The 26,081-nt window shown below is 49.7% G+C and carries 25 protein-coding genes; 20 read left to right on the forward strand and 5 right to left on the reverse strand.

Going from position 1 to position 26,081, the window contains the following annotated elements; all coding sequences use genetic code 11:
• The 18 genes from atpB to RSC70_RS14980 form a co-directional block, all read left to right on the forward strand.
• On the forward strand, positions 1-632 hold a 632-nt coding region (atpB, locus tag RSC70_RS14895), incomplete at its 5' end, for a F0F1 ATP synthase subunit A (RefSeq protein ID WP_332542913.1).
• Between the two features lie 50 nt (positions 633-682).
• The gene (atpE, locus tag RSC70_RS14900; protein ID WP_004093904.1) at positions 683-922 is read left to right on the forward strand and encodes a F0F1 ATP synthase subunit C; all 240 of its coding nucleotides are present in this window, start codon (positions 683-685) and stop codon (positions 920-922) included.
• Positions 923-987: 65 nt separating this feature from the next.
• Positions 988-1,458, forward strand: coding sequence for a F0F1 ATP synthase subunit B (gene atpF / locus RSC70_RS14905; RefSeq protein WP_003827022.1), 471 nt, complete (start codon positions 988-990; stop codon positions 1,456-1,458).
• 14 nt (positions 1,459-1,472) lie between these two features.
• Positions 1,473-2,006, forward strand: a complete 534-nt coding sequence (gene atpH / locus RSC70_RS14910; RefSeq protein WP_332542915.1) for a F0F1 ATP synthase subunit delta — start codon at positions 1,473-1,475, stop codon at positions 2,004-2,006.
• A 12-nt stretch (positions 2,007-2,018) separates the two neighbouring features.
• Positions 2,019-3,560 (forward strand): F0F1 ATP synthase subunit alpha, encoded by a 1,542-nt coding sequence (atpA, locus tag RSC70_RS14915; RefSeq protein ID WP_025797387.1) that lies wholly within the window; start codon positions 2,019-2,021, stop codon positions 3,558-3,560.
• A 69-nt stretch (positions 3,561-3,629) separates the two neighbouring features.
• The gene (atpG, locus tag RSC70_RS14920) at positions 3,630-4,493 is read left to right on the forward strand and encodes a F0F1 ATP synthase subunit gamma (protein ID WP_025797385.1); all 864 of its coding nucleotides are present in this window, start codon (positions 3,630-3,632) and stop codon (positions 4,491-4,493) included.
• A gap of 33 nt (positions 4,494-4,526) precedes the next feature.
• Entirely contained in the window at positions 4,527-5,906 is a 1,380-nt protein-coding gene (gene atpD / locus RSC70_RS14925; protein ID WP_004093912.1) for a F0F1 ATP synthase subunit beta, read from the forward strand.
• A gap of 20 nt (positions 5,907-5,926) precedes the next feature.
• Positions 5,927-6,346, forward strand: a complete 420-nt coding sequence (locus RSC70_RS14930) for a F0F1 ATP synthase subunit epsilon (protein WP_004093913.1) — start codon at positions 5,927-5,929, stop codon at positions 6,344-6,346.
• A gap of 272 nt (positions 6,347-6,618) precedes the next feature.
• Positions 6,619-7,986 carry a bifunctional UDP-N-acetylglucosamine diphosphorylase/glucosamine-1-phosphate N-acetyltransferase GlmU gene (glmU, locus tag RSC70_RS14935; RefSeq protein ID WP_063586127.1) on the forward strand — a complete coding sequence of 456 codons (1,368 nt, stop codon included), beginning with the start codon at positions 6,619-6,621 and terminating at the stop codon, positions 7,984-7,986.
• 230 nt (positions 7,987-8,216) lie between these two features.
• Positions 8,217-10,049: a glutamine--fructose-6-phosphate transaminase (isomerizing) gene (gene glmS / locus RSC70_RS14940; RefSeq protein WP_304183955.1), complete on the forward strand. Its 1,833-nt coding sequence runs from the start codon at positions 8,217-8,219 to the stop codon at positions 10,047-10,049.
• A 224-nt stretch (positions 10,050-10,273) separates the two neighbouring features.
• The gene (gene pstS / locus RSC70_RS14945; protein WP_040045313.1) at positions 10,274-11,311 is read left to right on the forward strand and encodes a phosphate ABC transporter substrate-binding protein PstS; all 1,038 of its coding nucleotides are present in this window, start codon (positions 10,274-10,276) and stop codon (positions 11,309-11,311) included.
• Between the two features lie 63 nt (positions 11,312-11,374).
• Entirely contained in the window at positions 11,375-12,361 is a 987-nt protein-coding gene (pstC, locus tag RSC70_RS14950) for a phosphate ABC transporter permease PstC (RefSeq protein ID WP_052439903.1), read from the forward strand.
• A 1-nt stretch (position 12,362) separates the two neighbouring features.
• Positions 12,363-13,250, forward strand: coding sequence for a phosphate ABC transporter permease PstA (gene pstA, locus RSC70_RS14955; protein ID WP_040045286.1), 888 nt, complete (start codon positions 12,363-12,365; stop codon positions 13,248-13,250).
• 72 nt (positions 13,251-13,322) lie between these two features.
• Positions 13,323-14,099 (forward strand): phosphate ABC transporter ATP-binding protein PstB, encoded by a 777-nt coding sequence (pstB, locus tag RSC70_RS14960; protein WP_025797376.1) that lies wholly within the window; start codon positions 13,323-13,325, stop codon positions 14,097-14,099.
• Positions 14,100-14,113: 14 nt separating this feature from the next.
• Positions 14,114-14,842 (forward strand): phosphate signaling complex protein PhoU, encoded by a 729-nt coding sequence (gene phoU, locus RSC70_RS14965; protein ID WP_025797374.1) that lies wholly within the window; start codon positions 14,114-14,116, stop codon positions 14,840-14,842.
• Positions 14,843-15,522: 680 nt separating this feature from the next.
• A complete protein-coding gene (locus RSC70_RS14970; RefSeq protein WP_025797372.1) occupies positions 15,523-16,356 on the forward strand; it encodes an ABC transporter substrate-binding protein in 834 nt (277 codons plus the stop codon).
• A gap of 127 nt (positions 16,357-16,483) precedes the next feature.
• Positions 16,484-17,224: an amino acid ABC transporter permease gene (locus RSC70_RS14975; protein ID WP_130998126.1), complete on the forward strand. Its 741-nt coding sequence runs from the start codon at positions 16,484-16,486 to the stop codon at positions 17,222-17,224.
• Between the two features lies 1 nt (position 17,225).
• The gene (locus RSC70_RS14980; protein ID WP_096388694.1) at positions 17,226-17,960 is read left to right on the forward strand and encodes an amino acid ABC transporter permease; all 735 of its coding nucleotides are present in this window, start codon (positions 17,226-17,228) and stop codon (positions 17,958-17,960) included.
• Positions 17,961-17,962: 2 nt separating this feature from the next.
• Here RSC70_RS14980 and yieH read toward each other — a convergent pair whose 3' ends face one another.
• Both yieH and adeD read right to left on the reverse strand, forming a co-directional pair.
• On the reverse strand, positions 17,963-18,628 hold the full coding sequence (gene yieH, locus RSC70_RS14985; RefSeq protein ID WP_130933614.1) for a 6-phosphogluconate phosphatase: 666 nt from the start codon (positions 18,626-18,628) through the stop codon (positions 17,963-17,965).
• Between the two features lie 71 nt (positions 18,629-18,699).
• Positions 18,700-20,475 (reverse strand): adenine deaminase, encoded by a 1,776-nt coding sequence (adeD, locus tag RSC70_RS14990; RefSeq protein WP_332542921.1) that lies wholly within the window; start codon positions 20,473-20,475, stop codon positions 18,700-18,702.
• Between the two features lie 219 nt (positions 20,476-20,694).
• Between adeD and RSC70_RS14995 the strand changes: the two genes are divergently transcribed.
• Positions 20,695-22,032, forward strand: coding sequence for an NCS2 family permease (locus RSC70_RS14995; RefSeq protein ID WP_304183934.1), 1,338 nt, complete (start codon positions 20,695-20,697; stop codon positions 22,030-22,032).
• Between the two features lie 142 nt (positions 22,033-22,174).
• Here the strand turns inward: RSC70_RS14995 and RSC70_RS15000 are convergent, their stop codons facing one another.
• The gene (locus RSC70_RS15000; protein ID WP_282808026.1) at positions 22,175-22,741 is read right to left on the reverse strand and encodes an NADPH-dependent FMN reductase; all 567 of its coding nucleotides are present in this window, start codon (positions 22,739-22,741) and stop codon (positions 22,175-22,177) included.
• Positions 22,742-22,840: 99 nt separating this feature from the next.
• Positions 22,841-23,575, reverse strand: coding sequence for a 4'-phosphopantetheinyl transferase family protein (locus tag RSC70_RS15005; protein ID WP_130970764.1), 735 nt, complete (start codon positions 23,573-23,575; stop codon positions 22,841-22,843).
• 451 nt (positions 23,576-24,026) lie between these two features.
• Here RSC70_RS15005 and RSC70_RS15010 point away from each other — a divergent pair, with 451 nt between their 5' ends.
• A complete protein-coding gene (locus tag RSC70_RS15010) occupies positions 24,027-24,548 on the forward strand; it encodes a TVP38/TMEM64 family protein (RefSeq protein WP_432707196.1) in 522 nt (173 codons plus the stop codon).
• A gap of 34 nt (positions 24,549-24,582) precedes the next feature.
• Here RSC70_RS15010 and mnmE read toward each other — a convergent pair whose 3' ends face one another.
• Positions 24,583-25,947: a tRNA uridine-5-carboxymethylaminomethyl(34) synthesis GTPase MnmE gene (gene mnmE / locus RSC70_RS15015; RefSeq protein WP_025797354.1), complete on the reverse strand. Its 1,365-nt coding sequence runs from the start codon at positions 25,945-25,947 to the stop codon at positions 24,583-24,585.
• Positions 25,948-26,081 lie beyond the last annotated feature (134 nt).

The raw sequence follows: 26,081 nt of genomic DNA on the forward strand, positions 1-26,081 counted from the left end.
AAGTGGCTAAAAACGCGACTAGCGGTGTTCCGGGTAAATTACAGTGTGCGGTTGAACTGGTTGTCGGCTTCGTCGATAGCAGTGTGCGCGACATGTATCACGGTAAAAGCAAGGTTATTGCCCCTCTGGCTCTGACCGTGTTTGTTTGGGTTTTCCTGATGAACCTGATGGACTTGCTGCCAATCGATTTCTTGCCTTACATCGGCGAGCATATCCTTGGTTTACCAGCGTTGCGTGTGGTACCAACGGCTGACGTAAACGTTACGTTGTCGATGGCGCTGGGCGTATTTATCCTGATTCTGTTCTACAGCATTAAGATGAAAGGCTTCGGTGGGTTCGTTAAAGAACTGACCATGCAGCCGTTCAATCATCCTGTATTTATTCCAATCAACCTTATTCTGGAAGGCGTCAGCCTGTTGTCTAAGCCAGTTTCACTGGGTTTGCGACTGTTCGGTAACATGTATGCCGGCGAGCTGATTTTCATCCTGATTGCCGGTCTGTTGCCGTGGTGGTCACAGTGGGTGCTCAATGTTCCATGGGCTATTTTCCACATCCTGATTATTACGCTGCAAGCCTTTATCTTCATGGTTCTGACGATCGTCTATCTCTCGATGGCGTCTGAAGAGCACTGATATTTTTAATAACACTACTGCGTTTAAACTGAAAGAAACTGGAGACTGTCATGGAAAACCTGAGTATGGATCTGCTGTACATGGCTGCCGCTGTGATGATGGGTTTAGCGGCAATCGGTGCTGCGATCGGTATCGGCATCCTGGGTGGTAAATTCCTGGAAGGCGCTGCACGCCAACCTGACCTGATTCCTCTGCTGCGTACACAGTTCTTTATCGTTATGGGTCTGGTGGATGCTATCCCAATGATCGCTGTTGGTCTGGGTCTGTACGTCATGTTTGCTGTCGCGTAAAAGAGCCTTGGCTCTTCTACCGTAAAGAAACACATACCAATTAACTATTTAAGAGGCATTGTGCTGTGAATCTTAACGCAACAATCCTCGGCCAGGCCATCGCGTTTGTCCTGTTCGTTCTGTTCTGCATGAAGTACGTATGGCCGCCATTAATGGCAGCCATCGAAAAACGTCAGAAAGAAATTGCTGACGGTCTTGCTTCTGCGGAACGAGCACATAAGGATCTTGACCTTGCAAAGGCCAGCGCGACCGACCAGCTGAAAAAAGCGAAGGCGGAAGCTCAGGTAATCATCGAGCAGGCGAACAAACGTCGCGCTCAGATCCTGGACGAAGCCAAAACTGAAGCAGAGCAGGAACGTACTAAAATCGTGGCACAGGCGCAGGCGGAAATTGACGCCGAGCGTAAACGTGCTCGCGAAGAACTGCGTAAGCAAGTCGCTATCCTGGCTGTTGCTGGCGCCGAGAAGATCATCGAACGTTCCGTGGATGAAGCTGCTAACAGCGACATCGTGGACAAACTTGTCGCTGAACTGTAAGGAGGGAGGGGCTGATGTCTGAATTTATTACGGTAGCTCGCCCCTACGCCAAAGCAGCTTTTGACTTTGCCGTTGAGCACCAAAGCGTTGACCGTTGGCAGGATATGTTGACGTTTGCCGCTGAGGTGACGAAAAACGAACAAATGGCAGAGCTTCTCTCTGGCGCGCTGGCGCCGGAAACGCTCGCTGAGTCGTTTATCGCCGTCTGCGGTGAGCAGCTGGACGAAAGCGGCCAAAACCTGATTAAGGTAATGGCTGAAAATAACCGTCTGAATGCGCTCCCGGATGTTCTTGAGCAGTTTATTCACCTGCGTGCAGCCAGTGAGGCTATCTCTGAGGTAGAAGTCACTTCTGCCAATGCACTGAGTGATGAGCAGCTTAAGAAGATTAGCGCAGCGATGGAAAAACGTCTGTCACGCAAAGTGAAGCTGAATTGCAAAATCGATAAGTCTGTAATGGCAGGCGTAATCATCCGTGCGGGTGATATGGTCATTGATGGCAGCGTACGCGGCCGTCTTGAGCGCCTTGCAGACGTCTTGCAGTCTTAAGGGGACTGGAGCATGCAACTGAATTCCACCGAAATCAGCGAACTGATCAAGCAGCGCATTGCTCAGTTCAATGTGGTGAGCGAAGCTCACAACGAAGGTACTATTGTGTCCGTGAGCGACGGTATTATCCGTGTTCATGGTCTGGCGGATGTTATGCAGGGCGAGATGATCGCGCTGCCAGGCAACCGCTACGCTATCGCACTGAACCTAGAGCGCGACTCTGTTGGTGCGGTAGTTATGGGTCCATACGCTGACTTAGCCGAAGGCATGAAAGTTAAGTGTACTGGCCGTATTCTGGAAGTACCGGTTGGTCGTGGCCTGTTGGGTCGCGTGGTTAACACCTTGGGTGAACCTATCGATGGTAAAGGTCCTGTAGACAACGACGGCTTCTCTGCCGTTGAAGCTATCGCTCCGGGCGTTATCGAACGCCAATCCGTTGATCAGCCTGTACAGACTGGTTATAAGTCCGTTGATGCCATGATCCCAATCGGTCGTGGTCAGCGTGAACTGGTGATCGGTGACCGTCAGACCGGTAAAACCGCTCTGGCAGTTGACGCCATCATTAACCAGCGTGATTCCGGCATCAAATGTATTTATGTCGCTATCGGTCAGAAAGCTTCGACTATCGCAAACGTCGTTCGCAAACTGGAAGAGCACGGCGCATTGGCTAACACCATTGTTGTTGTTGCATCTGCTTCTGAGTCTGCTGCGCTGCAATACCTGGCTCCGTATGCCGGTTGTGCGATGGGCGAATACTTCCGTGACCGTGGTGAAGACTCGCTTATCATTTATGATGACCTGTCTAAACAAGCGGTTGCTTACCGTCAGATTTCCCTGTTGCTTCGTCGTCCACCAGGTCGTGAAGCATTCCCAGGCGACGTCTTCTATCTCCACTCCCGTTTGCTGGAACGTGCTGCGCGTGTTAACGCCGATTACGTAGAAGCTTTCACTAAGGGTGAAGTAAAAGGCGCTACCGGTTCATTGACGGCTCTGCCGATCATTGAAACTCAGGCGGGTGACGTTTCCGCGTTCGTTCCGACCAACGTAATTTCCATTACCGACGGTCAGATCTTCCTGGAATCTAACCTGTTTAACGCCGGTATTCGTCCTGCGGTTAACCCGGGTATCTCTGTATCTCGTGTTGGTGGTGCTGCTCAGACCAAGATCATGAAAAAACTGTCCGGTGGTATTCGTACTGCTCTGGCACAGTATCGTGAACTGGCTGCGTTCTCTCAGTTCGCTTCCGATTTGGATGATGCAACCCGTAAACAGCTGAATCACGGTCAGAAAGTGACCGAGTTACTGAAACAGAAACAGTATGCACCGATGTCGGTTGCAGAACAGTCTCTGGTTCTGTTTGCAGCTGAACGTGGCTATCTGGAAGACGTTGAACTGGCTAAGATCGGCAGCTTTGAAGCTGCTCTGATGGCTTACGTTGAACGTGAGCACGCTGACCTGATGCAACAAATCAACCAAACTGGTGCTTACAATGACGAGATCGAGGGCAAGCTGAAAGGCATCCTCGATACCTTCAAGGCAACCCAGTCCTGGTAATACCGTTACGGCCTGATGGTTTTCGTTAAAGAATGCTGTCGGGCCGTAAGGTCTTGAGGAGAAGCAGAGATGGCCGGCGCAAAAGAGATACGTAGTAAGATCGCAAGCGTCCAAAACACGCAAAAGATCACTAAAGCGATGGAAATGGTCGCCGCCTCCAAAATGCGTAAAACGCAGGATCGCATGGCGGCCAGCCGTCCTTATGCAGAAACCATGCGCAAAGTGATTGGTCACCTTGCCCTTGGTAATCTGGAATATAAACACCCGTACCTGGAAGAGCGCGACGTTAAGCGCGTTGGGTATCTGGTGGTTTCTACCGACCGTGGTCTGTGTGGTGGCTTGAACATTAACCTGTTCAAAAAACTGCTGACGGATATGAAAAGCTGGAACGAAAAAAGCGTTGAAGTTGATCTCGCGCTGATTGGTTCCAAAGCAGCATCTTTCTTTGGTTCTGTGGGCGGTAATATCGTTGCACAGGTAACCGGTATGGGTGACCACCCTTCCCTGTCTGAATTGATTGGGCCGGTAAAAGTGATGTTGCAGGCTTATGATGAAGGGCGTCTGGACAAACTGTATGTGGTGAGCAACAAGTTCATCAATACCATGTCTCAAGAACCTCAGATCCTTCAGTTGTTGCCGCTGCCACCGTCTGATGATAGCGAGTTGAAGAAGAAATCATGGGATTACCTGTACGAACCCGATCCTAAGGCGCTGCTGGATACCTTGCTGCGTCGTTATGTGGAATCTCAGGTTTATCAGGGCGTCGTGGAAAACCTGGCCAGTGAGCAGGCCGCTCGAATGGTTGCGATGAAAGCCGCAACTGATAACGGCGGTAGCCTGATCAAAGAGCTGCAGTTGGTATACAACAAAGCTCGTCAGGCCAGCATTACCCAAGAGCTCACCGAGATCGTCGGTGGAGCCTCCGCGGTTTAAGCTAGGTTTTACGAATTACGTAGAGGATTCAAGATGGCTACTGGAAAGATTATCCAGGTTATCGGCGCTGTGGTGGACGTCGAGTTCCCGCAAGATGCCGTGCCTAAAGTGTATAACGCACTTGAGGTGAAAGGCGGTGCCAAATTGGTACTGGAAGTTCAGCAGCAGCTAGGCGGCGGCGTTGTACGCTGTATCGCTATGGGTACTTCTGACGGTCTGCGTCGCGGACTGGACGTTGTTGACCTGGAGCACCCGATTGAAGTCCCAGTAGGTAAGGCGACCTTGGGTCGTATTATGAACGTACTGGGTGAGCCAATTGATATGAAGGGTGATATCGGCGAAGAAGATCGCTGGGCTATTCACCGTGAAGCTCCAAGCTACGAAGAACTGTCTAACTCGCAAGAACTGCTGGAAACCGGTATCAAAGTAATGGACCTGATTTGCCCGTTCGCTAAGGGCGGTAAAGTTGGTCTGTTCGGTGGTGCGGGTGTTGGTAAAACAGTAAACATGATGGAGCTGATTCGTAACATCGCAATCGAGCACTCAGGTTACTCTGTATTTGCCGGCGTGGGTGAACGTACTCGTGAGGGTAACGACTTCTACCACGAAATGACCGACTCCAACGTATTGGACAAAGTATCACTGGTTTATGGCCAGATGAACGAGCCACCAGGAAACCGTCTGCGCGTTGCGCTGACCGGTCTGACTATGGCTGAGAAGTTCCGTGACGAAGGTCGTGACGTACTGCTGTTCATCGATAATATCTACCGTTATACCTTGGCCGGTACCGAAGTATCTGCACTGCTGGGTCGTATGCCTTCGGCGGTAGGTTATCAGCCAACGCTGGCGGAAGAGATGGGTGTTCTGCAAGAACGTATCACCTCTACCAAAACGGGTTCAATCACCTCTGTTCAGGCCGTTTACGTACCTGCGGATGACTTGACTGACCCATCACCAGCAACCACCTTTGCTCACTTGGACGCAACCGTGGTACTGAGCCGTCAGATCGCTTCTCTGGGTATCTACCCAGCCGTTGACCCGCTGGATTCCACCAGCCGTCAGCTGGATCCACTGGTTGTGGGTCAGGAACACTACGACGTGGCACGTGGCGTGCAGTCTATTCTGCAACGTTATCAGGAACTGAAAGATATCATCGCGATTCTGGGTATGGACGAACTGTCTGAAGACGACAAACTGGTCGTTGCTCGTGCGCGTAAAATCCAACGTTTCCTGTCACAGCCATTCTTCGTTGCTGAAGTCTTTACCGGTTCTCCGGGCAAGTTCGTCTCGCTGAAAGATACCATTCGTGGTTTCAAAGGCATTCTGGATGGTGATTACGATCATCTGCCAGAGCAGGCGTTCTACATGGTTGGCACCATTGAAGAAGCAGTGGAAAAAGCCAAGAAACTGTAACGCCTTGAGAGGAGGTTGATATGGCTATGACTTACCATCTGGACGTTGTAAGCGCAGAGCAGAAAATGTTTTCTGGGCTGGTACAGAAAATCCAGGTGACAGGTAGTGAAGGTGAGCTAGGGGTTTTCCCTGGTCACGCCCCGCTGCTTACTGCCATTAAGCCTGGCATGGTGCGTATTGTTAAACAGCACGGTGAAGAAGAGTTCATCTACCTGTCCGGCGGTATCCTTGAGGTACAACCGAGCTCGGTAACTGTGTTGGCTGATACCGCCATTCGTGGTCAAGACCTCGACGAGGCGCGAGCGATGGAATCTAAGCGTAAAGCGGAAGAACACATCAATAACTCGCACGGCGATGTTGACTATGCTCAGGCATCAGCGGAATTGTCCAAAGCGATCGCGAAACTTCGCGTTATCGAATTGACCAAGAAAGCGATGTAAGCAGACTCCAAATAAAAAGCGGCTGAAAGGCCGCTTTTTTTTATTCTGAAAATAAGACTTTCCCCAGAGCAAAACCCGCCTAAACGTTGTGCAATTAACCTATTATTTGTCTCTGTTCGCAGACATATTTTCCCATTCTGCCCGCTGTTATTTATTATGTGTCTATTCCGCAGCCAGCGCGGCTTGCGAAAGTTTTGTGCTGAGAAATATGTAGTAATTCTGTTACCAAACAGGTTTACTTTGCCCATCAATTTGAATGAATCAGGTTGCTTATGTCTAACAGTTCTTTAAGCGTTGTTATTCTTGCCGCAGGCAAGGGTACTCGTATGTATTCCGATCTTCCGAAAGTGCTTCATCCTCTGGCTGGAAAGCCAATGGTTCAGCATGTCATCGATACGGCTTTAAAGTTGGGCGCACAGAACGTGCATCTGGTTTATGGTCATGGTGGAGATCTGTTAAAAGAAAAACTGTCAGACCAGCCGCTGAACTGGGTATTACAGGCCGAACAGCTGGGTACCGGGCATGCGATGCAACAAGCGGCGCCACATTTTTCTGATGATGAAGATGTGTTGATGCTGTATGGCGATGTGCCACTTATATCTGGTGAAACGCTGCAACGTTTGTTAGCTGCTAAGCCGCAGGGCGGTATTGGTTTGCTGACCGTTAAGCTTGCAAACCCTACGGGCTATGGCCGCATCGTGCGTGAGAACGACAACGTTGTGGGCATTGTAGAACATAAAGATGCCACTGCTGAGCAGCATAAAATTAATGAAATCAATACCGGTATTCTGGTTGCTAGCGGTCGTGATCTAAAGCGTTGGTTAGGCAAACTTAACAACAATAACGCGCAGGGTGAATATTACATCACTGACATTATTGCCTTGGCGCATCAGGAAGGCCACCGTATCGAAGCCGTTCATCCTGACCGTTTGAGTGAGGTTGAGGGCGTTAATAACCGTCTGCAACTGTCAGCGTTAGAGCGTGAATATCAATCTGAACAGGCGCAGAAGCTGTTGTTAGCTGGCGTGATGTTGCTTGATCCTGCTCGTTTCGATCTGCGCGGTGAACTGATCCACGGCCGTGATATCTCCATTGATACGAACGTGATTATCGAAGGTACCGTTAAGCTGGGCGATCGCGTGCGTATCGGCACCGGCTGTGTGCTGAAAGACTGCGTTATCGGTGATGATTGCGAAATCAGCCCTTATACCGTGATTGAAAATGCCACCTTAGCGACGGAATGTACCGTGGGGCCATTTGCTCGTCTGCGTCCAGGTGCGGATTTAGCTGAGAAAGCGCATGTTGGCAACTTCGTTGAGATGAAGAAAGCGCGCTTGGGCAAAGGCTCCAAAGCTGGACACCTTTCTTATTTAGGCGATGCGGAGATTGGCGACAACGTGAACATTGGTGCGGGTACGATTACCTGTAACTACGATGGTGCTAATAAATTCAAGACGATTATCGGCGACGATGTGTTTGTGGGTTCTGATACTCAGCTGGTGGCCCCAGTCACCATTGGCAACGGTGTCACGATTGCTGCGGGCACAACCGTAACGAAAAACGTGGCGGAAAAAGAGCTAGTCTTGAGTCGCGTTAAGCAAACACATATCCAAGGCTGGAAGCGTCCGGTAAAGAAATAGCCGCCGAATAAGATAGGTTATCCCCGTTAAACACGGTTGATGATTACAACGGTAATCTATTTTGCACTGTGCCTTGTTTACCAAGGCACAGAACAAAATAAGCAGTAAAAAATAATATCCCCACAGGGGAATCGCCCCAATCTCTACAGGCTCGGGGCATCAAATCAGATCGTACGGACATCGACAGAACAGCAAACGAAATGCTGTTCTTGTTATAGGAATCAAACACTATGTGTGGAATTGTTGGCGCAGTTGCGCAGCGTGATATTGCAGAAATCCTGTTAGAAGGTCTGCGTCGTTTAGAATACCGTGGTTATGATTCTGCGGGTCTGGCGATCGTTGATCATCAGGGTCATATGCAGCGTATCCGCCGCGTTGGAAAGGTGCAGGCTCTCAGTGATGCCGTAGCGGAAAGCCCAATGACCGGTGGAACCGGTATTGCGCATACTCGCTGGGCTACGCACGGTGAACCAACCGAACATAATGCGCACCCGCATGTTTCTGAACATATTGCCGTGGTACACAACGGGATTATCGAAAACTACGAATCCCTGCGCGCGTTGCTGATTGAGCGTGGCTATCACTTTACGTCTGAAACAGACACCGAAGTGATCGCGCACCTCACCCATTGGGAGCAGCAACAGGCGGGTGGTTCGCTATTAGAAGTTGTTCAACGCGTTATCCCACAGCTGCGCGGTGCTTACGGTACCGTCGTAATGGATGCCCGTCATCCAGATGTACTGGTCACAGCCCGCTCTGGTAGCCCGCTGGTAATTGGTTGCGGGATGGGCGAAAACTTTATTGCCTCCGATCAGCTGGCACTGCTGCCTGTGACCCGTCGTTTTATCTTCTTGGAAGAAGGCGATATTGCTGAAGTGACGCGCCGCACGGTCAAGATCTTTGATAAAGAAGGCAATGCCGTTGAACGCGCAGAAATTGAATCCAACGTGCAATATGACGCGGGTGACAAAGGCGCATATCGCCACTACATGCAAAAAGAGATCTATGAGCAGCCGTTAGCCATCAAAAATACCCTCGAGGGGCGTTTTAGCCATGGTAAAGTTGATCTGAGCGAACTTGGTGAGAAAGCCGATACGCTGCTGGCGAAGGTTGAGCATATCCAGATTATCGCCTGTGGGACTTCATACCACTCGGGTATGGTGGCGCGCTATTGGTTTGAATCTCTGGCTGGTGTGCCTTGTGACGTGGAGATTGCTTCTGAATTCCGCTATCGCAAGTCTGCGGTACGCAAAAATAGCCTGATCATTACGTTATCTCAGTCGGGTGAAACGGCGGATACGTTAGCAGCTTTACGTTTGTCCAAAGAGATTGGCTATTTAGGCTCGTTGGCTATCTGTAACGTGGCAAGTTCGTCGCTGGTGCGTGAATCTGATTTGGCTCTGATGACCAAAGCGGGAACAGAAATCGGCGTCGCATCTACCAAAGCGTTTACCACTCAGTTAACCGTTTTGCTGATGCTGGTGGCGCGTATTGGCCGCCTGCATGCGATGCCTGAGCAGATTGAGCACGATATCGTTCACGCCTTGCAAGCACTGCCTGCGCGTATTGAGCAGATGTTATCGATGGATCAAGGTATTGAAGAACTGGCCGAAGATTTCATGGATAAACAGCATGCCTTGTTCCTTGGCCGTGGCGATCAGTATCCCATCGCAATGGAAGGTGCTCTAAAGCTTAAAGAGATCTCCTATATCCATGCAGAAGCCTATGCGGCTGGTGAACTCAAACACGGACCACTGGCGCTGATTGATGCCGATATGCCAGTGGTTGTGATTGCGCCAAATAACGAACTGCTGGAAAAATTGAAATCCAATATTGAAGAAGTTCGCGCGCGCGGCGGTTTGCTGTATGTCTTTGCCGATAAAGACGCTGGTTTCACCGATAGCGAAGGTATGCGCATTATTTCTCTGCCGCACGTAGAAGAAGTGATTGCACCGATCTTCTATACCGTTCCGCTTCAACTGCTTTCATATCATGTGGCGCTCATCAAAGGTACTGATGTCGATCAGCCACGAAATCTGGCTAAATCGGTAACCGTTGAGTAAACCCGTCTCTAAGCCCCGTTCGCGGGGCTTTTTCATTTTTCCCCGCCAACAAACATTTCATCTGTAATAAAACTGTCATATTCCATACATTTTACTGTCATCAAACTGCCTTATTTTCCCTCCTGCACCATACTTAAACTTGATTGTTCACACTGATGCTGATGAATAACACTCCCTGTGGAGGGAATATGAAGCCGATGCGTTCCTTGGTTGTCACTAAAAAAATGGTTACCCATAAGACTGTTGCTGCCATTGTTGCTGCAACTTGCTCTCTGACTACAATGTCTGCATTCGCCGCGACCAGCCTGACCGGTGCCGGTGCGACTTTCCCCGCGCCTGTTTATGCTAAGTGGGCAGATACCTATCAGAAAGAAACTGGTAACAAAGTTAACTATCAAGGTATTGGTTCTTCCGGCGGTGTTAAGCAAATCATTGCTAACACCGTTGATTTCGGTGCTTCTGATGCGCCTCTGACCGATGAAAAACTGGCCGCAGATGGCCTGTTCCAGTTCCCAACCGTTATCGGTGGTGTGGTGCTGGCGGTGAATATTCCGGGATTGAAATCTGGCGAACTGACGCTGGATGGCAAAACTCTGGGTGATATCTATCTGGGCAACATCAAAAAATGGAATGACCCAGCGATCACTAAATTAAATCCAGGCTTAAAACTGCCAGATACCAATATTGCCGTGGTTCGCCGCGCTGATGGTTCTGGTACTTCTTACGTCTTCACCAACTATCTGGCGAAAGTGAACCCAGATTGGAAATCTAAAGTTGGTGCAGGTTCTACCGTTAACTGGCCAACCGGTTTGGGCGGCAAAGGTAATGACGGCGTTGCTGCGTTCATCCAGCGTCTGCCAGGCTCCATTGGCTATGTTGAGTATGCTTACGTTAAGCAAAGCAAACTGGCTTATACCAAGCTGATCTCTGCTGATGGCGATGCTGTTCTACCAACGGAAGAGAGCTTTAGCAACGCGGCTAAAGGCGCTGACTGGAGCAAATCCTTCGCTCAAGACCTGACCAACCAGAAAGGCGCTAATGCATGGCCTATCAGCTCCACCACCTTCATTCTGGTGCACAAAGATCAGCAGAAACCAGAGCAGGGCGCAGCGGTACTGAAATTCTTTGACTGGGCCTATAAAAATGGCGGCAAAGAAGCCAGCGCTTTGGACTATGCACCGTTGCCTAACGCTGTCGTTGAGCAAATCCGTGCAGCATGGAAGACCAACGTAAAAGACAGTTCAGGTAAAGCGCTGTACTAATGTTTCATCCGCTTCCAGAGCCGATGCTTTGGAAGCGGAACTCTAGTTTAAGAAGAGAATCACATGGCTGATCATCCGTTATCTAAGCCTTCGTTGCCCAAGAAAGAATCAAAAATAAAACCACCGAGCAAAAACGGTGACGTTATCTTTGGTGCTCTAGTCAAACTAGCAGCGCTGATTACTCTATTGTTGTTGGGCGGCATCATTGTTTCGCTGTTTATCGCGTCGCTGCCGAGCATTCAGAAGTTTGGCTTTGCTTTCCTGTGGTCCAAAGAGTGGGACGCACCAGCGGAGCAGTTTGGGGCCTTAGTGCCGATTTACGGCACGATCGTCACCTCTATTATCGCCTTAGTGATTGCCGTACCGGTGAGCTTTGGGATCGCGTTGTTCCTCACTGAACTCGCACCAACTTGGTTGCGCCGCCCGCTGGGTGTTGCGATTGAACTGTTGGCTGCTATTCCGAGCATTGTTTATGGTATGTGGGGGCTGTTTGTTTTTGCTCCGCTGTTTGCCGAATATTTCCAAACGCCGGTGGGTGATGTGCTTTCCGGTATTCCGATTGTGGGTGACCTATTTGCTGGCCCTGCGTTTGGTATCGGTATTTTGGCTGCCGGTGTGATTCTTGCCATCATGATCATTCCTTATATTGCCGCCGTAATGCGTGATGTTTTTGAGCAAACGCCGGTGATGATGAAGGAATCAGCCTACGGCATTGGCTGTACGACGTGGGAAGTGATGAGCCGCATCGTTCTGCCGTTCACCAAAAATGGAGTGATCGGCGGCATCATGCTGGGTTTAGGGCGTGCACTGGGGGAAACCATGGCGGTGACTTTCGTCATTGGTAATACCTACCAGCTCGACAGCGCTTCTCTGTTTATGCCAGGGAACAGCATTACTTCTGCGTTGGCGAACGAGTTTGCTGAAGCTGAGTCAGGCCTGCATACAGCGGCGCTGATGGAGTTAGGCCTGATCCTGTTTGTTATCACGTTCATTGTGTTGGCTTTGTCCAAGCTGATGATTTTACGTCTTGATAAGAATGAGGGACGTTAAGATGGCGATGATTGATATGAATGACGCACAGGCTTTAGCCAGTTCACGCCGAAAAATGCAGGCATGGCGTCGTCAGAAAAACCGCATTGCGCTGTTTTTGTCGATGGTCACGATGGCCTTTGGGCTGTTCTGGCTGGTGTGGATTTTGTTTTCGACAATCACGAAAGGCGTTGATGGCATGTCCATCGCGCTGTTTACCGAAATGACACCTCCACCAAACAGTGAAGGCGGTGGTTTGGCTAACGCCATTGCCGGTTCAGGTTTGCTCATTCTATGGGCGACGGTGATTGGTACTCCGCTAGGAATTATGGCTGGTATCTATTTAGCCGAGTATGGCCGCAAAGGATGGTTGGCGAATTTTATCCGCTTTATTAATGACATCTTGCTCTCCGCGCCATCTATTGTGGTTGGGCTATTTGTTTACACCATTGTTGTTGCCAAGGTGCAGCATTTCTCCGGCTGGGCGGGTGTGATTGCGCTGGCGCTGTTGCAGATCCCTATCGTTATTCGTACCACCGAAAACATGCTGAAACTGGTGCCCGATAGCCTGCGTGAAGCGGCTTATGCGCTGGGAACACCAAAATGGAAGATGATCTCTGCCATCACGTTAAAAGCATCGGTTTCTGGCATTATCACCGGCGTGCTGTTAGCGATTGCGCGTATTGCCGGTGAAACCGCACCGCTGCTGTTTACATCGCTCTCCAACCAGTTTTGGAGCACCGATATGTCGCAGCCGATTGCTAACCTCCCGGTCACCATATTTAAGTTTGCAATGAGCCCGTTTGCCGAGTGGCAAGAGCTGGCTTGGGCTGGGGTGTTACTGATTACCCTATGTGTTCTGCTGCTGAACATTCTGGCGCGCGTTGTTTTTGCTCAGAAGAAGCGCTAAGAAAAAGCATTAATTATTGCAGGCGTTGCTTATCTGTAAGAAAAGCAGCGTCGTGAAAAAGAGAGATTAGAGATGAGTATTGTTACAGACACGACCAACAGCAAAATCCAGGTTCGCGATCTTAACTTCTACTACGGCAAGTTCCATGCGCTGAAGAATATTTCGCTGGATATTGAAAAGAACAAGGTGACGGCGTTTATCGGCCCGTCAGGCTGTGGCAAATCCACGTTGCTGCGTACCTTTAACAAAATGTTCCAGCTCTATCCTGAGCAGCGCGCAGAGGGTGAAATCCTGCTTGATGGACACAATATTCTGACTGATAACTCAGATATCGCCCTGCTGCGTGCCAAAGTAGGCATGGTATTCCAAAAGCCAACGCCTTTCCCGATGTCGATTTACGATAACATCGCCTTTGGTGTGCGTTTGTTTGAAAAGCTGTCGCGTGCCGAGATGGATGAGCGCGTCCAGTGGGCATTAACCAAAGCGGCACTATGGAATGAATCAAAAGATAAGCTCCATCAGAGCGGCTACAGCCTGTCTGGTGGACAACAGCAGCGTTTGTGTATTGCGCGTGGAATTGCTATTCGCCCTGAGGTTTTATTGCTCGATGAGCCTTGCTCCGCGCTGGATCCGATTTCCACCAGCAAAATTGAAGAGCTGATCACCGAACTGAAAGAAGACTACACGGTAGTGATCGTAACGCATAACATGCAGCAGGCTGCCCGTTGTTCAGACCATACCGCGTTTATGTATCTGGGCGAACTGATTGAATTTAGCGATACTGACACTCTGTTTACCTCTCCGGCGCAGAAGCAAACGGAAGATTACATCACTGGCCGTTACGGCTGATTACGGGACTTATCATGGATAATTTAAACCTAAACAAACATATTTCCGGTCAGTTTAACGCCGAGCTGGAGCACATCCGCACTCAGGTGATGACCATGGGCGGGATGGTTGAACAGCAGCTTTCAGATGCGATTACCGCTATGCACAACCAAGACGGTGAGCTGGCAAAACGCGTTATTGAAGGCGATAAAAAAGTTAACATGATGGAAGTGGCGATCGATGAGGCCTGTGTGAAGATCATCGCTAAGCGTCAGCCCACCGCCAGTGATTTACGTTTGGTCATGGCGATCATTAAAACGATCTCCGAGTTGGAGCGTATTGGTGACGTAGCCGATAAAATCTGCCGTACGGCGTTAGAGAAATTCTCTCATCAGCATCAACCGCTGTTGGTTAGCCTAGAGTCTCTGGGTCGCCACACCGTACAGATGCTGCATGACGTGCTGGATGCGTTCGCCCGTATGGATCTGGATGAGGCGGTGCGTATTTATCGTGAAGATAAAAAGGTCGATCAGGAATATGAAGGCATTGTGCGCCAGCTGATGACCTACATGATGGAAGACACGCGCACGATTCCAAGCGTTCTCACTGCGCTGTTCTGTGCGCGCTCCATTGAGCGTATTGGCGACCGCTGCCAGAATATCTGTGAGTTTATTTTCTACTTCGTTAAAGGGCAGGATTTCCGTCACCTTGGTGGTGATGAGTTAGATCAGCTGTTGGCGAAGGATGGGAATAAGCCGACTTGATGTAAGGGGAGTGTGCAGATCGTACATATAAATGCGGTATATGGTTTCGTTCGCCATTCTATAAGTAAGTTTCCATGAAACCACTGTTGTAGGCGAACGAGTCGGGTGCGCCAGCGCGCGCACCCAACACCCGCGCGCTTTTATCCGAGATGCCATTTCCGCTCCGGTTTGGTATCGCCCATCCAGGGCGCCCCAAACTCCGCCGGTACATCCCTGTACCGACGGCTCTCTCTACCAAGATTTAAACAATCAAAAGAATAAGAAGATAAAAATTTCTTTTGTCATTTTTGTGTTGAAAGAATGCATTTTAGAGCCGCCAGCAGGGATGCTGGTGGCAGGTCGAGGGCGTACAGGATGTACGCTCTGAGACCGGTCGGGCAAACGGCTCGGTAAAAAGCGCGTGAGTTGAGAGTCCCCGCGCAACGGGACTCTCATCGGACGCCTACGCCAGTTGTTTCATGGAAGTACTCATGCTGGCAGGCGGACGAAATATTACACCGCTCATACATATTCTTTCCTCTACTCCGCTAACACAGCTTTTCTTCTTACAACAAATTCATCTATCCATATCTTCTAATAGTATTTCCAGTTCTATGTGGGTTAAGCGTAATTTAATCCTGTCGCTAAAAATAAAGCCGCAAAAACATACTTCTGGGCACAATACTTTTAGGAGCTTTTCCATGAAGCAACGCGTTCTCGTTCTGTCCTTGTTAGCCAGCCTTTCCGCTGTTTCTGGTTTGGCTCATGCCGATAAACTCGATGATATTCAAAAGGCTGGCGTTGTGCGTATCGCCGTTTTTGATAGCAATCCACCGTTTGGTTATGTCGATCCACAAACCAAAAAGCTGGTGGGTTATGACGTAGACGTTGCCGATGCCATTGGTAAAGCATTGGGGGTGAAAGTTGAACTGCGCGCCACTAACCCTGCGAACCGAATTCCACTGTTAGCGTCTAAAAAAGTCGATTTGATCGCTGCGAACTTCACCATTACGCCAGAGCGCGCCAAAGAGGTGAATTTCAGCGTGCCGTATTTCCGTACTGGGCAAAAATTCATTGCCCACAAAGGCGTGTTGAAACAGCCTGACGATATCGCCAAGCTGCGTATCGGCGCTGATAAAGGCACCGTGCAGGAAATTACGCTACGCGACAAATACCCAACCGCTAAAGTGATCTCCTACGATGACACTCCGCTGGCATTTGCCGCACTGAGAAACGGCAACGTTCAGGCGATTACCCAAGACGATGCCAAATTGGTTGGGCTGTTAGCCAACGTACCGGAAGCAGCAAAAGCGGATTTTGAAATCTCACCTTTCAGCATCACCAAAGAGTATCAAGGCATTGGCTTGCCAAAAGGCGAAGATCGTCTGACGACTAAAGTGAATACCGTGTTGGAAGGTCTGGAGAAAGATGGTCAGGCCGAGAAGATTTACGATCGCTGGTTTGGCCCAGAAACAAAATCTGCCCAGCCACGTGGTGATTTTAAAATTGGCCCTGTTGATATCAGCAAGTCCTAATCAATTCTGAATAAGTGCGGCCGCGCTGCTGTGTCTAGGCGTGGTCGCATTTCCCGTATGACTTGGAATAGCCGTTATCGAGGCGGTTATTCCAAGTGGTTTGGGAATATCGCGATCGGTGAGCATGATGAACGGACAATCTTTTTACGATGTAATTCTGGCACCGCAGTATCTGCAATGGTTGTGGTCAGGATTTCTGATTACGCTGGTTATATCTGCGTGTACGGTCGTTCTTGCCACCTTGCTTGGCCTGATATTAGCGGCGTTGCGTGATAGTCCGCAGCGCTGGCTGAGCTTGCCTGTTGTAGCTTACAGCTCGGTTTTTCGCAACACGCCGCTGCTGGTTCAGCTCTTTTTCTGGTACTTCGGCGCAGGACAGCTTCTACCGTCCGTTGTGATGCAGTGGCTAAATACGCCGCATGAATGGGTGATCGGTGGATGGACTCTCGCATGGCCGTCGTTTGAGTTTTTGGCCGGTTTAGTTGGCCTAACGCTGTATTCCGCAGCGTTTATTTCTGAAGAGATCCGCGCAGGAATTCGCGGTGTGGCAAGTGGGCAAAAACAGGCCTCGCAGGCGCTAGGGCTAAGCCTTTGGCAGAGCATGCGTTATGTTGTGTTGCCGCAGGCGGTGAAGATAGCTATGCCGCCGCTATTAGGGCAGTACATGAACATCATCAAGAACTCTTCATTAACCATGGCCATCGGTGTGGCGGAGCTTTCGTATGCTTCACGGCAGGTAGAGACTGAAACGCTAAAAACATTCCAAGCGTTTGGCGTCGCAACCCTACTGTACGTTTTAATTATTGCGCTGATGGAAGGTTGGGGCATGTGGTACCAGCAGCGTCGCCGGATGCAGGAGCGCTATTAGAATGGATTTCACCGTTATTCATGACAACCTCAGCTATCTGCTGTGGGGACAATTTCCCGATGGTCCCTTAGGGGGCGCAGCGTTAACACTGGTAATGAGCCTGATTGCCGGGCTAATTTCTGCCGTGTTGGGCACGCTGTTGGGGATTTGCTTGGCGATGTCGCGGGGTTGGCTGGGTGCTGCCTTGGCAACGGTGCTAGGTTTTTTCCGCGCTATTCCGGTTATCATGCTGATCTTCTGGACTTACTTTCTCCTCCCAATCGTCTTTGGCGTTGATATCCCTGAGATCACCACGGTGGTTTGCGCGCTAGCGTTGATCGCCTCAGCCTATCTGGCTCATGCCGTTGCTGCTGGTATACATGCTGTAGGGCGTGGACAATGGCAGGCAGGGCTTTCTCTGGGGTTAAATCGCTGGCAGGTTTTGGGCAATGTGGTGTTGCCTCAGGCGCTGCGAATGATGGTGCCGTCGTTTATTAATCAATGGATTTCATTGATTAAGGATACTTCGCTGGCATATATCGTGGGTGTGAGCGAACTAACGTTCCTCGCTACGCAGGTTAACAACCGCAGCATGGTGTATCCGATGGAAGTGTTTATGTTTGTGGCGGGTGTCTATTTTGTGATGTGTCTTGCGCTGGATGTGGCTGCCAACCAGCTGAGTCGGCGTTTTACGTCGCAAAATATCGTAGTAAAACGCCGCTGGTGGCAGTTGAAACCTGCGTTACCGGCAAGCTAAAACTATTTGGTCAGCGACCAACCACGTTCACGCCATAACTCTGGTAGCAGGCTGAGATCGTCAAAAGAGGTCACCAGTGGATGCTCAATGACCGGATTATGGGCGTCGCCGCAGTAGTAGAACACCGGGATACCGGCGGCGATACCCGATTGCACGCCTGATGGTGAATCATCCACTAAAATACACTCTTTAATATTGACGCCCATCTCTTTGGCTGCGTGGAACATCAGGTCAGGGTCGGGCTTCCAGCTCTGAATATCGTAGCCGCTGTAGAGTCGGTCACCAAAATAGTCCAGCATTCCGGTTGAGCCCAATGAGTTCTGCATTTTGCTGACCGGTCCATTGGACGTGGTACACATCGGCACCGTTATCTGCGACAGCAACGATTCTGCATGGGGAATCGGCTTCAACTCAGTGGCAAATAGGCGAGCGACTTCGTCGCGGTAAATTTGCTCCATTTCATCACGATCGGACTCGAAAGCATGTTCTTGTTTGATACGATCGATGATCTCATACAGCTTAACGCCTTTGAATTCCTTGAAAACGCGATCCAATGACAGATGTACCCCGTAATGGGCGAACATATGAACGTAAGCTTTGCTGCACAGATATTCGCTGTCAACCAGCGTGCCGTCACAGTCGAAGAAAATACAATTGATAGATGTCATTGGGCTTCCTTGTTTTTCATGGCAAACGGCAGCCTAGCGCTGCCGTCGTCAGAGATAAACCAGTGCCCAGTTTAATCGCTTAAGGCAGAAAAGCGAGTCTCAGTAAATGCGAAGCGATCAACGTCAAACAACCCTAAGCTGGTTAATTTCAGTGAGGGAATAACCGGCAATGATAAAAATGCCATTTGAATAAACGGCTCATTTAGCGTCACGCCACAGTGGCGACAGGCATTTTTCAGATGGGTGATATCATCAGCGATCTCAGCCGCAGGTTTGTCACTCATCAAGCCTGCAATAGGCAGCGAAAGATGGCTTTTCACCTCACCTTCATCGGCAACGCATAAGCCGCCACCTTGTGAAATCAAATGATTAACGGCGATAGCCATATCGCGAGCGTGATGACCGATCACCACGATATTGTGGCTATCATGGCTTACGGTTGCCGCCATGGCTCCGCGTTTAAGGCCAAAGTTTTGCAGCAAACCTAAGGCGGGTGGTTTTTGATGACCGTAACGCTCCATGACCGCAATTTTGCAGACATCATCGTGATCGAAACGCTCGCCCTGCCAAATAACGGGAAGCTCGCAGGTAATCAGTTCATTTGGGATCACCTGTATTGCCCGATAGCGTTCGCCGACTTCCAATGGAAGCGTTAGCGCAGATTCATCAACCGGTGTGCGTTGAATAGTATTTTGCGTCGGTGGCTGGGTTTGCTGATATCGCTGCTCGCTCGTTGCGGTGAGTTGACGGCCATTAACCCGCTTTCCTCCAGCAATAACCTGCTGAATTTCAACCTGCTGCACATCATTGAGTAAAACGATATCCGCTCTTTTGCCCGGAGCAATAAGCCCCAGACGTTTTAAGCCGAAATGCCGTGCTGGAGACCAGCTTGCGACGCGATAGGCAACATGAACCGGTATGCTATGCTGATTAATTAGGCGATGAATGAGGGCGTTGATATGGCCTTCATGTGCAATTTCCCACGGGTTACGATCGTCGGTACAGAGCATGCATTGCGGGCTACTAAATTCAGTAATTAGCGGCGCTAGCGTATCCAGATTGCGCGCTGCGGAACCTTCTCGCATCATGAGCGCCATGCCCAGAGACAGTTTTTTACGCCCTTCTTGTAGCATGAGTGTTTCGTGGCAGTTTTCTACGCCAGCCGCGAGATACCCGTTAAGGTCTTTGCCGCTTAACATGGGGCTATGGCCATCAAGGGTTAAATGGCGAAAGGCATCCAGCTTGTCCATGATATCGCTGTCCCCAGCAATAACGCCGGGAAAATTCATCATTTCCGCTAGCCCAAGGACGTGCGAGTGATCGCGGTATTTCAGCATTTCATCTAAGGGAAACTCGGCTCCGTTGATGTCGCTACCCGCTAGCGCTGGCACACATGAGCTAATTTGCACAAACTGGTTTTGCTGAGCCTGTTCCGCGCAGCGTAAGAACCACTCTAATCCTTGCTTGCCCATCACGTTCACAATCTCGTGCGGGTCGCAGACGATGCTGGTGACGCCCAGCGGTAACGTTGCGCTTTCAAACGTTATTGGCGTCATCATGCTGGATTCGATATGCAGGTGAGAATCAATAAATCCTGGTACTGCAATAGCATTATTGGCATCAATCCTGTGATGGGCTACGGCACCGGCATAGGCAGGACCAACGCCAGCGATATTGGCGCCGCAAATAACAATAGGGCCTAGCAGTTCACCACCGTTTATCAGATCGAGGATACGAACATTGTCAATAATGCAGTCAGCTGCCTCATCGCCGCGTGAAACGGCTAGAAGGCGGATCATTTCTTCACGCGAAAGCGATTGCGTATGCTTATTATTTATCCCTTCCATGTTAATTCATGCTCCTTGAAATTGTTTTTATCATATTGATATTAATCTGTTTTTATTTATATGAACGCATTATATGAGAGCCTAAATAGGTCTACGTGACACCGCTCACTAAAATGACGAGTAAAAAAACATCTAGAAATCTGTGTGACGGGGATCATTATTTAGCGCTTTTGGTATAGGATACTCTCCCAAAGCCAATATCCATCCGGATTTAATAGAATGAATAATTCAACTTCAAACTCTGCTCAAGGGCAGGGGATGTTTGAGCGTGTCTTCAAATTGCAGGAGCATGGCACCACCGCAAGGACTGAGGTGATCGCCGGTATCACCACGTTTTTGACCATGGTGTATATCGTTTTCGTCAACCCGCAAATCCTCGGCGCTGCAGGTATGGATACACAGGCTGTATTCGTTACCACCTGCTTGATCGCTGCTTTCGGTAGTATTTTCATGGGCCTGCTGGCTAACTTACCGGTCGCGCTGGCTCCTGCTATGGGGCTGAATGCCTTCTTTGCCTTTGTCGTCGTTGGCGCTATGGGGCTGACATGGCAGGTTGGTATGGGTGCTATTTTTTGGGGTGCCGTTGGCCTATTGCTGCTGACTATTTTCCGCATCCGTTATTGGATGATTGCGAATATCCCGATGAGCCTGCGCGTGGGTATCACCAGCGGTATTGGTTTGTTTATCGCGATGATGGGCCTGAAAAATGCCGGAATCGTTGTGCCGAACAAAGATACGTTGGTTGCCGTTGGAAATCTGACTTCCCACAGCGTTTTGCTGGGCGCTTTGGGTTTCTTTATCATCGCGATTTTATCATCCCGTAGTTTCCATGCTGCCGTATTGGTGTCCATCGTAGTGACCACGCTTATCGGCTGGGCGCTGGGTGATGTGCAGTATTCCGGTTTGTTCTCTATGCCACCGAACGTGACCAGCGTTGTGGGTCAGGTAGATTTGTCTGGCGCGTTAAACATTGGTCTGGCGGGCGTGATTTTCTCCTTCATGCTGGTAAACCTGTTTGACTCATCTGGCACATTGATTGGTGTAACGGATAAAGCTGGGCTGGCGGATAAGAGCGGTAAATTCCCGCGTATGAAGCAGGCGCTGTATGTCGATAGTATCAGCTCCGTCGTGGGTTCTTTCATTGGTACGTCATCGGTGACGGCTTATATCGAAAGTACCTCTGGTGTTTCCGTGGGCGGCCGTACAGGCTTAACTGCGGTGGTCGTCGGCATTCTGTTCCTGCTGGTTATTTTCCTTTCACCGTTGGCGGGAATGGTTCCTGCTTATGCTGCGGCAGGCGCGCTGATTTATGTGGGCGTATTGATGACGTCTAGTCTGTCTCGCGTGAAGTGGGATGATTTGACTGAAGCCGTACCGGCGTTTATCACTGCGGTCATGATGCCGTTTAGTTTCTCGATCACGGAAGGTATCGCGCTTGGCTTTATCTCTTATTGCATCATGAAGTTAGGCACCGGCCGCTGGCGTGAAATTAGCCCATGCGTAGTGATTGTGGCGCTGCTGTTTGTGCTGAAGATTGTATTTGTTGATGCGCATTAATCGCGGTTGAAGTCAGCCCCTCTGATTATCCCGTTTGCTGGGATTAGCCTCTCTCTGAGAAGAGAGAGGCTGGGAAGGGGCTTTTAGTTCTGCTTACCCATTCACTTCTCTATCAATCAATTCTCTATCAATAACTTATCTATCAACCGACGCGGCGTACATAATCTGCAAATGCAGACAGCTGTTTGCCTAAGAACTCAATGGTTGAAGTATCCGTTAACGTGCCCTTCTGCTCATCCACTTTGCTCTGGATTACGCCACCCATAAACTCAGGTTTGTTCATCACCTGACAATCTAAGAACACCAAAATTTGGCGCAGATGGTATTGGCAGCGCGCACCGCCAACCGGTCCCATTGAGCTGGTTTGGATCGCCACAGGCTTTCCAGCTAACGGTTGATTTGGCAGACGAGAGATCCAATCGATAGCGTTTTTCAGACCACCCGGAACAGAATAGTTATATTCAGGGGTGACGATGATAACGCCATCAGCCTGACGAATTTGCTCGGCAATCGCCTCAATTTGAGCAGGGAAGCCTTCATCCTGTTGGCGATCTGCGTCATAGAGAGGGATATCGCGAATGGATGGCAACGCTTCAATGGTTACGCCTTGAGGCGCTAAATCTGGTAGCGCATTGGCGACGATCCCATTGTAGGAACCTTTACGTAGGCTACCGAGTAAAGTAACAATTTTCAGTGGTTTATCTGACATAAGTTCTCCATTTCTTGATGTAATATAACCGGATATGTAGAACTCATCTTAGATCAATAATCAATCATAGAGTAGATAAGTTGTTATCAGACTTATCATTTAAGCCGTTTGTATTGGCGTGTTGCTGGTAAAGCGCAAATAGGATGCGGACTCTTTTAGCTCAGCCTGCTTTTCTGCGGTGATATTGACCAGCTGGTTTTCTTCTTGATCCATCAACCAATAATTAAGCTGTCCCAACGTGGGCGATTTACTGCATGCCCACGCGATCTCGCCTTGTATCGCGCTAATGGTTTCGACCTGCGGCGTTACCGTTGAGCGCAGTTTTCCTGCGCCCGGTAAAAGGCGTAGCGTTTGCAAACCGCTGGTACCTAGCCCTGAGATCTTAAGAACCGATTCACGGATAGCCCAAAGCTGAGTTGTTGCTTCCAAGCGATCGGCTTGCCCATCGATCCAAATTTTTTCGCCGCTGGTAATATACTGTTGCTGAAGATGAATAAAGCCGCCCTGACGCGCTCGGATAATTTCGACGTCCATACCGACTTTCCCGTTGGTGCCAAGCATCAATGCGATGACGCTACCAGCGTACCCCAGGCTAAAGTCGGGAAGTGTTGGATCAACAAAGCACGGCCTTCCGCTGGGCGCAACGGCCAAGCGCGGTAATTTTTCATAGCCATAAAGCTGAAACATGAGCTCTGCAAGCAATGCTCGGCCATGCAAAAAACGTTCACGGCGTTTAGGCGAGTAGTGAAGCGAGGTGGTGATCAGATCGTCTGTGAGACGATGCACGTTTAAAGGCTGGTTGGATAGGTACCACCAAGCAAAATGATTATCCATAGTCGCTCCCTGATTTACGGATGAATTGGTGGATATACCCGTGATATTTCAAGCTGCATTTTTATTGGCCTCGTGACTTGTCGCCTCAGTGCAGCTCGAATTATTTAGGGTATATACGTAACGTACTAACTATAGCGTAAGCTTTTTTTGCTCATGAGATTATTTATCTTCGTCGAATATTTAGTAACTCGATTTTGTATGAACTGTGCAACAGCGCACTGATTTCGCTAATAAATTTAACGCTGACTATGACCTTAAACGATTATGTTTTGTAAATATCAAGTAGAACAAGGGGTTGGAATGGTGATGCAAAAGAAGTCTTAAACGAGGGATCGGCCTGCTGGTTTTGCTGGCTCTGATTATCCTTTTACATAACAGCCCCCTAGCTGACGTGTTATCGCACGTTGAGGCGTTACAACAGTGGGTGAGTTCGCATGGCTGGTGGGGCGTTTTGGCTTACATTCTTTTGTTTGTTATCACTTCACTTTTCCTATTCCCTGGAAGCGTGCTAGTCATCGCCGGAGGTGTCGTTTTCGGGGTATTTTACGGAACGATCATCTCATTATTTGCCGCTACGCTGGCTTCTTCGCTCTCATTTTTAGTCGCTAGATATTTAGGCCGCGCTTGGTTATTACGCCGCTTTGGTGGAAATCAAAAATTTGAGCAGATTGAGCGTGGTATTCAGCGCTATGGCGTGGATTTTTTGATTTTTACCCGCTTGATTCCGCTTTTTCCCTACAACATTCAAAACTATGCTTATGGATTAACGGCGATTTCTTTTTGGCGCTACAGCGTGGTTTCCTGTCTAACCCTTCTGCCGGGAACGTTCATATTCACGTTTATGGCCAGTGAATTGGCTGAAAATGGGATTACGCTAAATGTAACGTTAAAACTCTTCTTGTGCGGCGCGCTGTTGTTTGTTTTGACACAGCTAACGCGTAACGTTTTCAGGAAACGATTTGCGAAAAAATAAAACCCGCCACTGGCGGGTTTTTGAGCAGAAGTGATCACTTACCAATGCAGAAACTAGAGAAAATACGGCCCAGTAAATCATCTGAGGTGAACTCGCCGGTAATCTCACTGAGCGCTTGCTGAGCAAGACGCAGCTCTTCAGCCAGTAATTCACCTGCATAAGCACTTACAAGCTGTTCTTTGCCCTGTTCAAGGTGTTCTGCGGCGGTTTCAAGCGCCTGAAGGTGACGGCGACGGGCTAAGAACCCACCTTCCATGTTGCTGGTAAAGCCCATGCTCTGCTTGAGATGGTCGCGCAGGACGTCGATGCCTTCACCGGTTCGCGCAGAGAGCCTAATAAGTGAGTAACCATTTACTTCGCTGAGCCCCAGCGCTTCGCCGGTCATGTCGGCTTTGTTACGGACTACGGTGATCGGCAACGTTTTTGGCAAACGAGCCATAAACTCAGGCCAGATGCTGGCAGGTTCAATGGCGTCAGTTGTGGTGCCATCAACCATGAACAGTACGCGGTCGGCTTGTTCGATCTCATTCCATGCACGTTCGATACCGATGCGTTCAACTTCATCGCTGGCTTCGCGTAAACCTGCGGTATCAATGATGTGCAGCGGCATGCCGTCGATATGAATGTGTTCACGTAGGACGTCACGCGTGGTACCTGCGATGTCGGTTACGATAGCGGCTTCACGTCCTGCCAGTGCGTTTAGTAGGCTGGATTTACCGGCGTTCGGGCGGCCAGCAATCACCACTTTCATCCCTTCACGCAGCAAACTTCCCTGACGTGCTTCGGCACGCACGGCCTGTAGCTCTCCCATAACTCCATTTAGCTGCGCTTCAATTTTACCGTCTGAGAGAAAATCGATCTCTTCGTCGGGGAAGTCGATAGCGGCTTCAACAAAGATACGCAGATGAGTCAGCGCTTCTACCAGCTGATTCACGCGATTAGAGAATGCGCCTTGAAGTGAATTTACCGCCGAGCGGGCAGCCTGTTCGGAGCTGGCATCGATGAGGTCGGCAATTGCTTCGGCCTGCGCTAAATCGAGTTTGTCATTGAGAAAGGCGCGTTCAGAGAACTCTCCCGGGCGGGCAATGCGAACTTCTGGCATCTGTAGAATGCGTTTTAGTAGTAGATCGAGGATAACGGGGCCGCCATGTCCTTGCAGTTCAAGAACGTCTTCACCGGTGAAAGAATTTGGGCCGGGGAAGTACAACGCGATCCCCTGATCCAGCACGCTGCCATCGGTATCTTTAAACGGTAGATAATCTGCATAGCGTGGCTTAGGTAATTTACCCAGCAATGCCATAGCGACTTCTTTAGCCTGACGTCCTGATACGCGCAGAATGCCTACGCCGCCGCGTCCCGGAGGGGTTGCTTGGGCAACGATGGTGTCGGATTGGCTCATAGTCATACTCTCTCGTTACTAAATTGAAATACGTACCCACCATAGACCTTCATGCTGAGACGACGATAGGTCAATGAGGTCATAAAACAGGGCATAAAAAAAGGCGGTCAATTGACCGCCTTACTCAACTCATA

Origin of the sequence: Hafnia sp. (assembly GCF_036648275.1) — a bacterium.
Classification (GTDB): Bacteria; Pseudomonadota; Gammaproteobacteria; order Enterobacterales; family Enterobacteriaceae; genus Hafnia; species Hafnia alvei.

Coding starts and splice junctions, on each gene's coding strand:
- RSC70_RS15000 (WP_282808026.1), bottom strand. CDS start 22,741: ATGTCAGATAAACCACTGAAAATTGTTACTTTACTCGGTAGCCTACGT.
- glmU (WP_063586127.1), top strand. CDS start 6,619: ATGTCTAACAGTTCTTTAAGCGTTGTTATTCTTGCCGCAGGCAAGGGT.
- atpE (WP_004093904.1), top strand. CDS start 683: ATGGAAAACCTGAGTATGGATCTGCTGTACATGGCTGCCGCTGTGATG.
- RSC70_RS14980 (WP_096388694.1), top strand. CDS start 17,226: ATGGATTTCACCGTTATTCATGACAACCTCAGCTATCTGCTGTGGGGA.
- atpA (WP_025797387.1), top strand. CDS start 2,019: ATGCAACTGAATTCCACCGAAATCAGCGAACTGATCAAGCAGCGCATT.
- phoU (WP_025797374.1), top strand. CDS start 14,114: ATGGATAATTTAAACCTAAACAAACATATTTCCGGTCAGTTTAACGCC.
- atpG (WP_025797385.1), top strand. CDS start 3,630: ATGGCCGGCGCAAAAGAGATACGTAGTAAGATCGCAAGCGTCCAAAAC.
- atpD (WP_004093912.1), top strand. CDS start 4,527: ATGGCTACTGGAAAGATTATCCAGGTTATCGGCGCTGTGGTGGACGTC.
- adeD (WP_332542921.1), bottom strand. CDS start 20,475: ATGGAAGGGATAAATAATAAGCATACGCAATCGCTTTCGCGTGAAGAA.
- RSC70_RS14970 (WP_025797372.1), top strand. CDS start 15,523: ATGAAGCAACGCGTTCTCGTTCTGTCCTTGTTAGCCAGCCTTTCCGCT.
- pstC (WP_052439903.1), top strand. CDS start 11,375: ATGGCTGATCATCCGTTATCTAAGCCTTCGTTGCCCAAGAAAGAATCA.
- glmS (WP_304183955.1), top strand. CDS start 8,217: ATGTGTGGAATTGTTGGCGCAGTTGCGCAGCGTGATATTGCAGAAATC.
- RSC70_RS15005 (WP_130970764.1), bottom strand. CDS start 23,575: ATGGATAATCATTTTGCTTGGTGGTACCTATCCAACCAGCCTTTAAAC.
- mnmE (WP_025797354.1), bottom strand. CDS start 25,947: ATGAGCCAATCCGACACCATCGTTGCCCAAGCAACCCCTCCGGGACGC.
- pstS (WP_040045313.1), top strand. CDS start 10,274: ATGGTTACCCATAAGACTGTTGCTGCCATTGTTGCTGCAACTTGCTCT.
- pstB (WP_025797376.1), top strand. CDS start 13,323: ATGAGTATTGTTACAGACACGACCAACAGCAAAATCCAGGTTCGCGAT.
- RSC70_RS14930 (WP_004093913.1), top strand. CDS start 5,927: ATGGCTATGACTTACCATCTGGACGTTGTAAGCGCAGAGCAGAAAATG.
- RSC70_RS14975 (WP_130998126.1), top strand. CDS start 16,484: ATGAACGGACAATCTTTTTACGATGTAATTCTGGCACCGCAGTATCTG.
- atpH (WP_332542915.1), top strand. CDS start 1,473: ATGTCTGAATTTATTACGGTAGCTCGCCCCTACGCCAAAGCAGCTTTT.
- yieH (WP_130933614.1), bottom strand. CDS start 18,628: ATGACATCTATCAATTGTATTTTCTTCGACTGTGACGGCACGCTGGTT.
- RSC70_RS14995 (WP_304183934.1), top strand. CDS start 20,695: ATGAATAATTCAACTTCAAACTCTGCTCAAGGGCAGGGGATGTTTGAG.
- pstA (WP_040045286.1), top strand. CDS start 12,363: ATGGCGATGATTGATATGAATGACGCACAGGCTTTAGCCAGTTCACGC.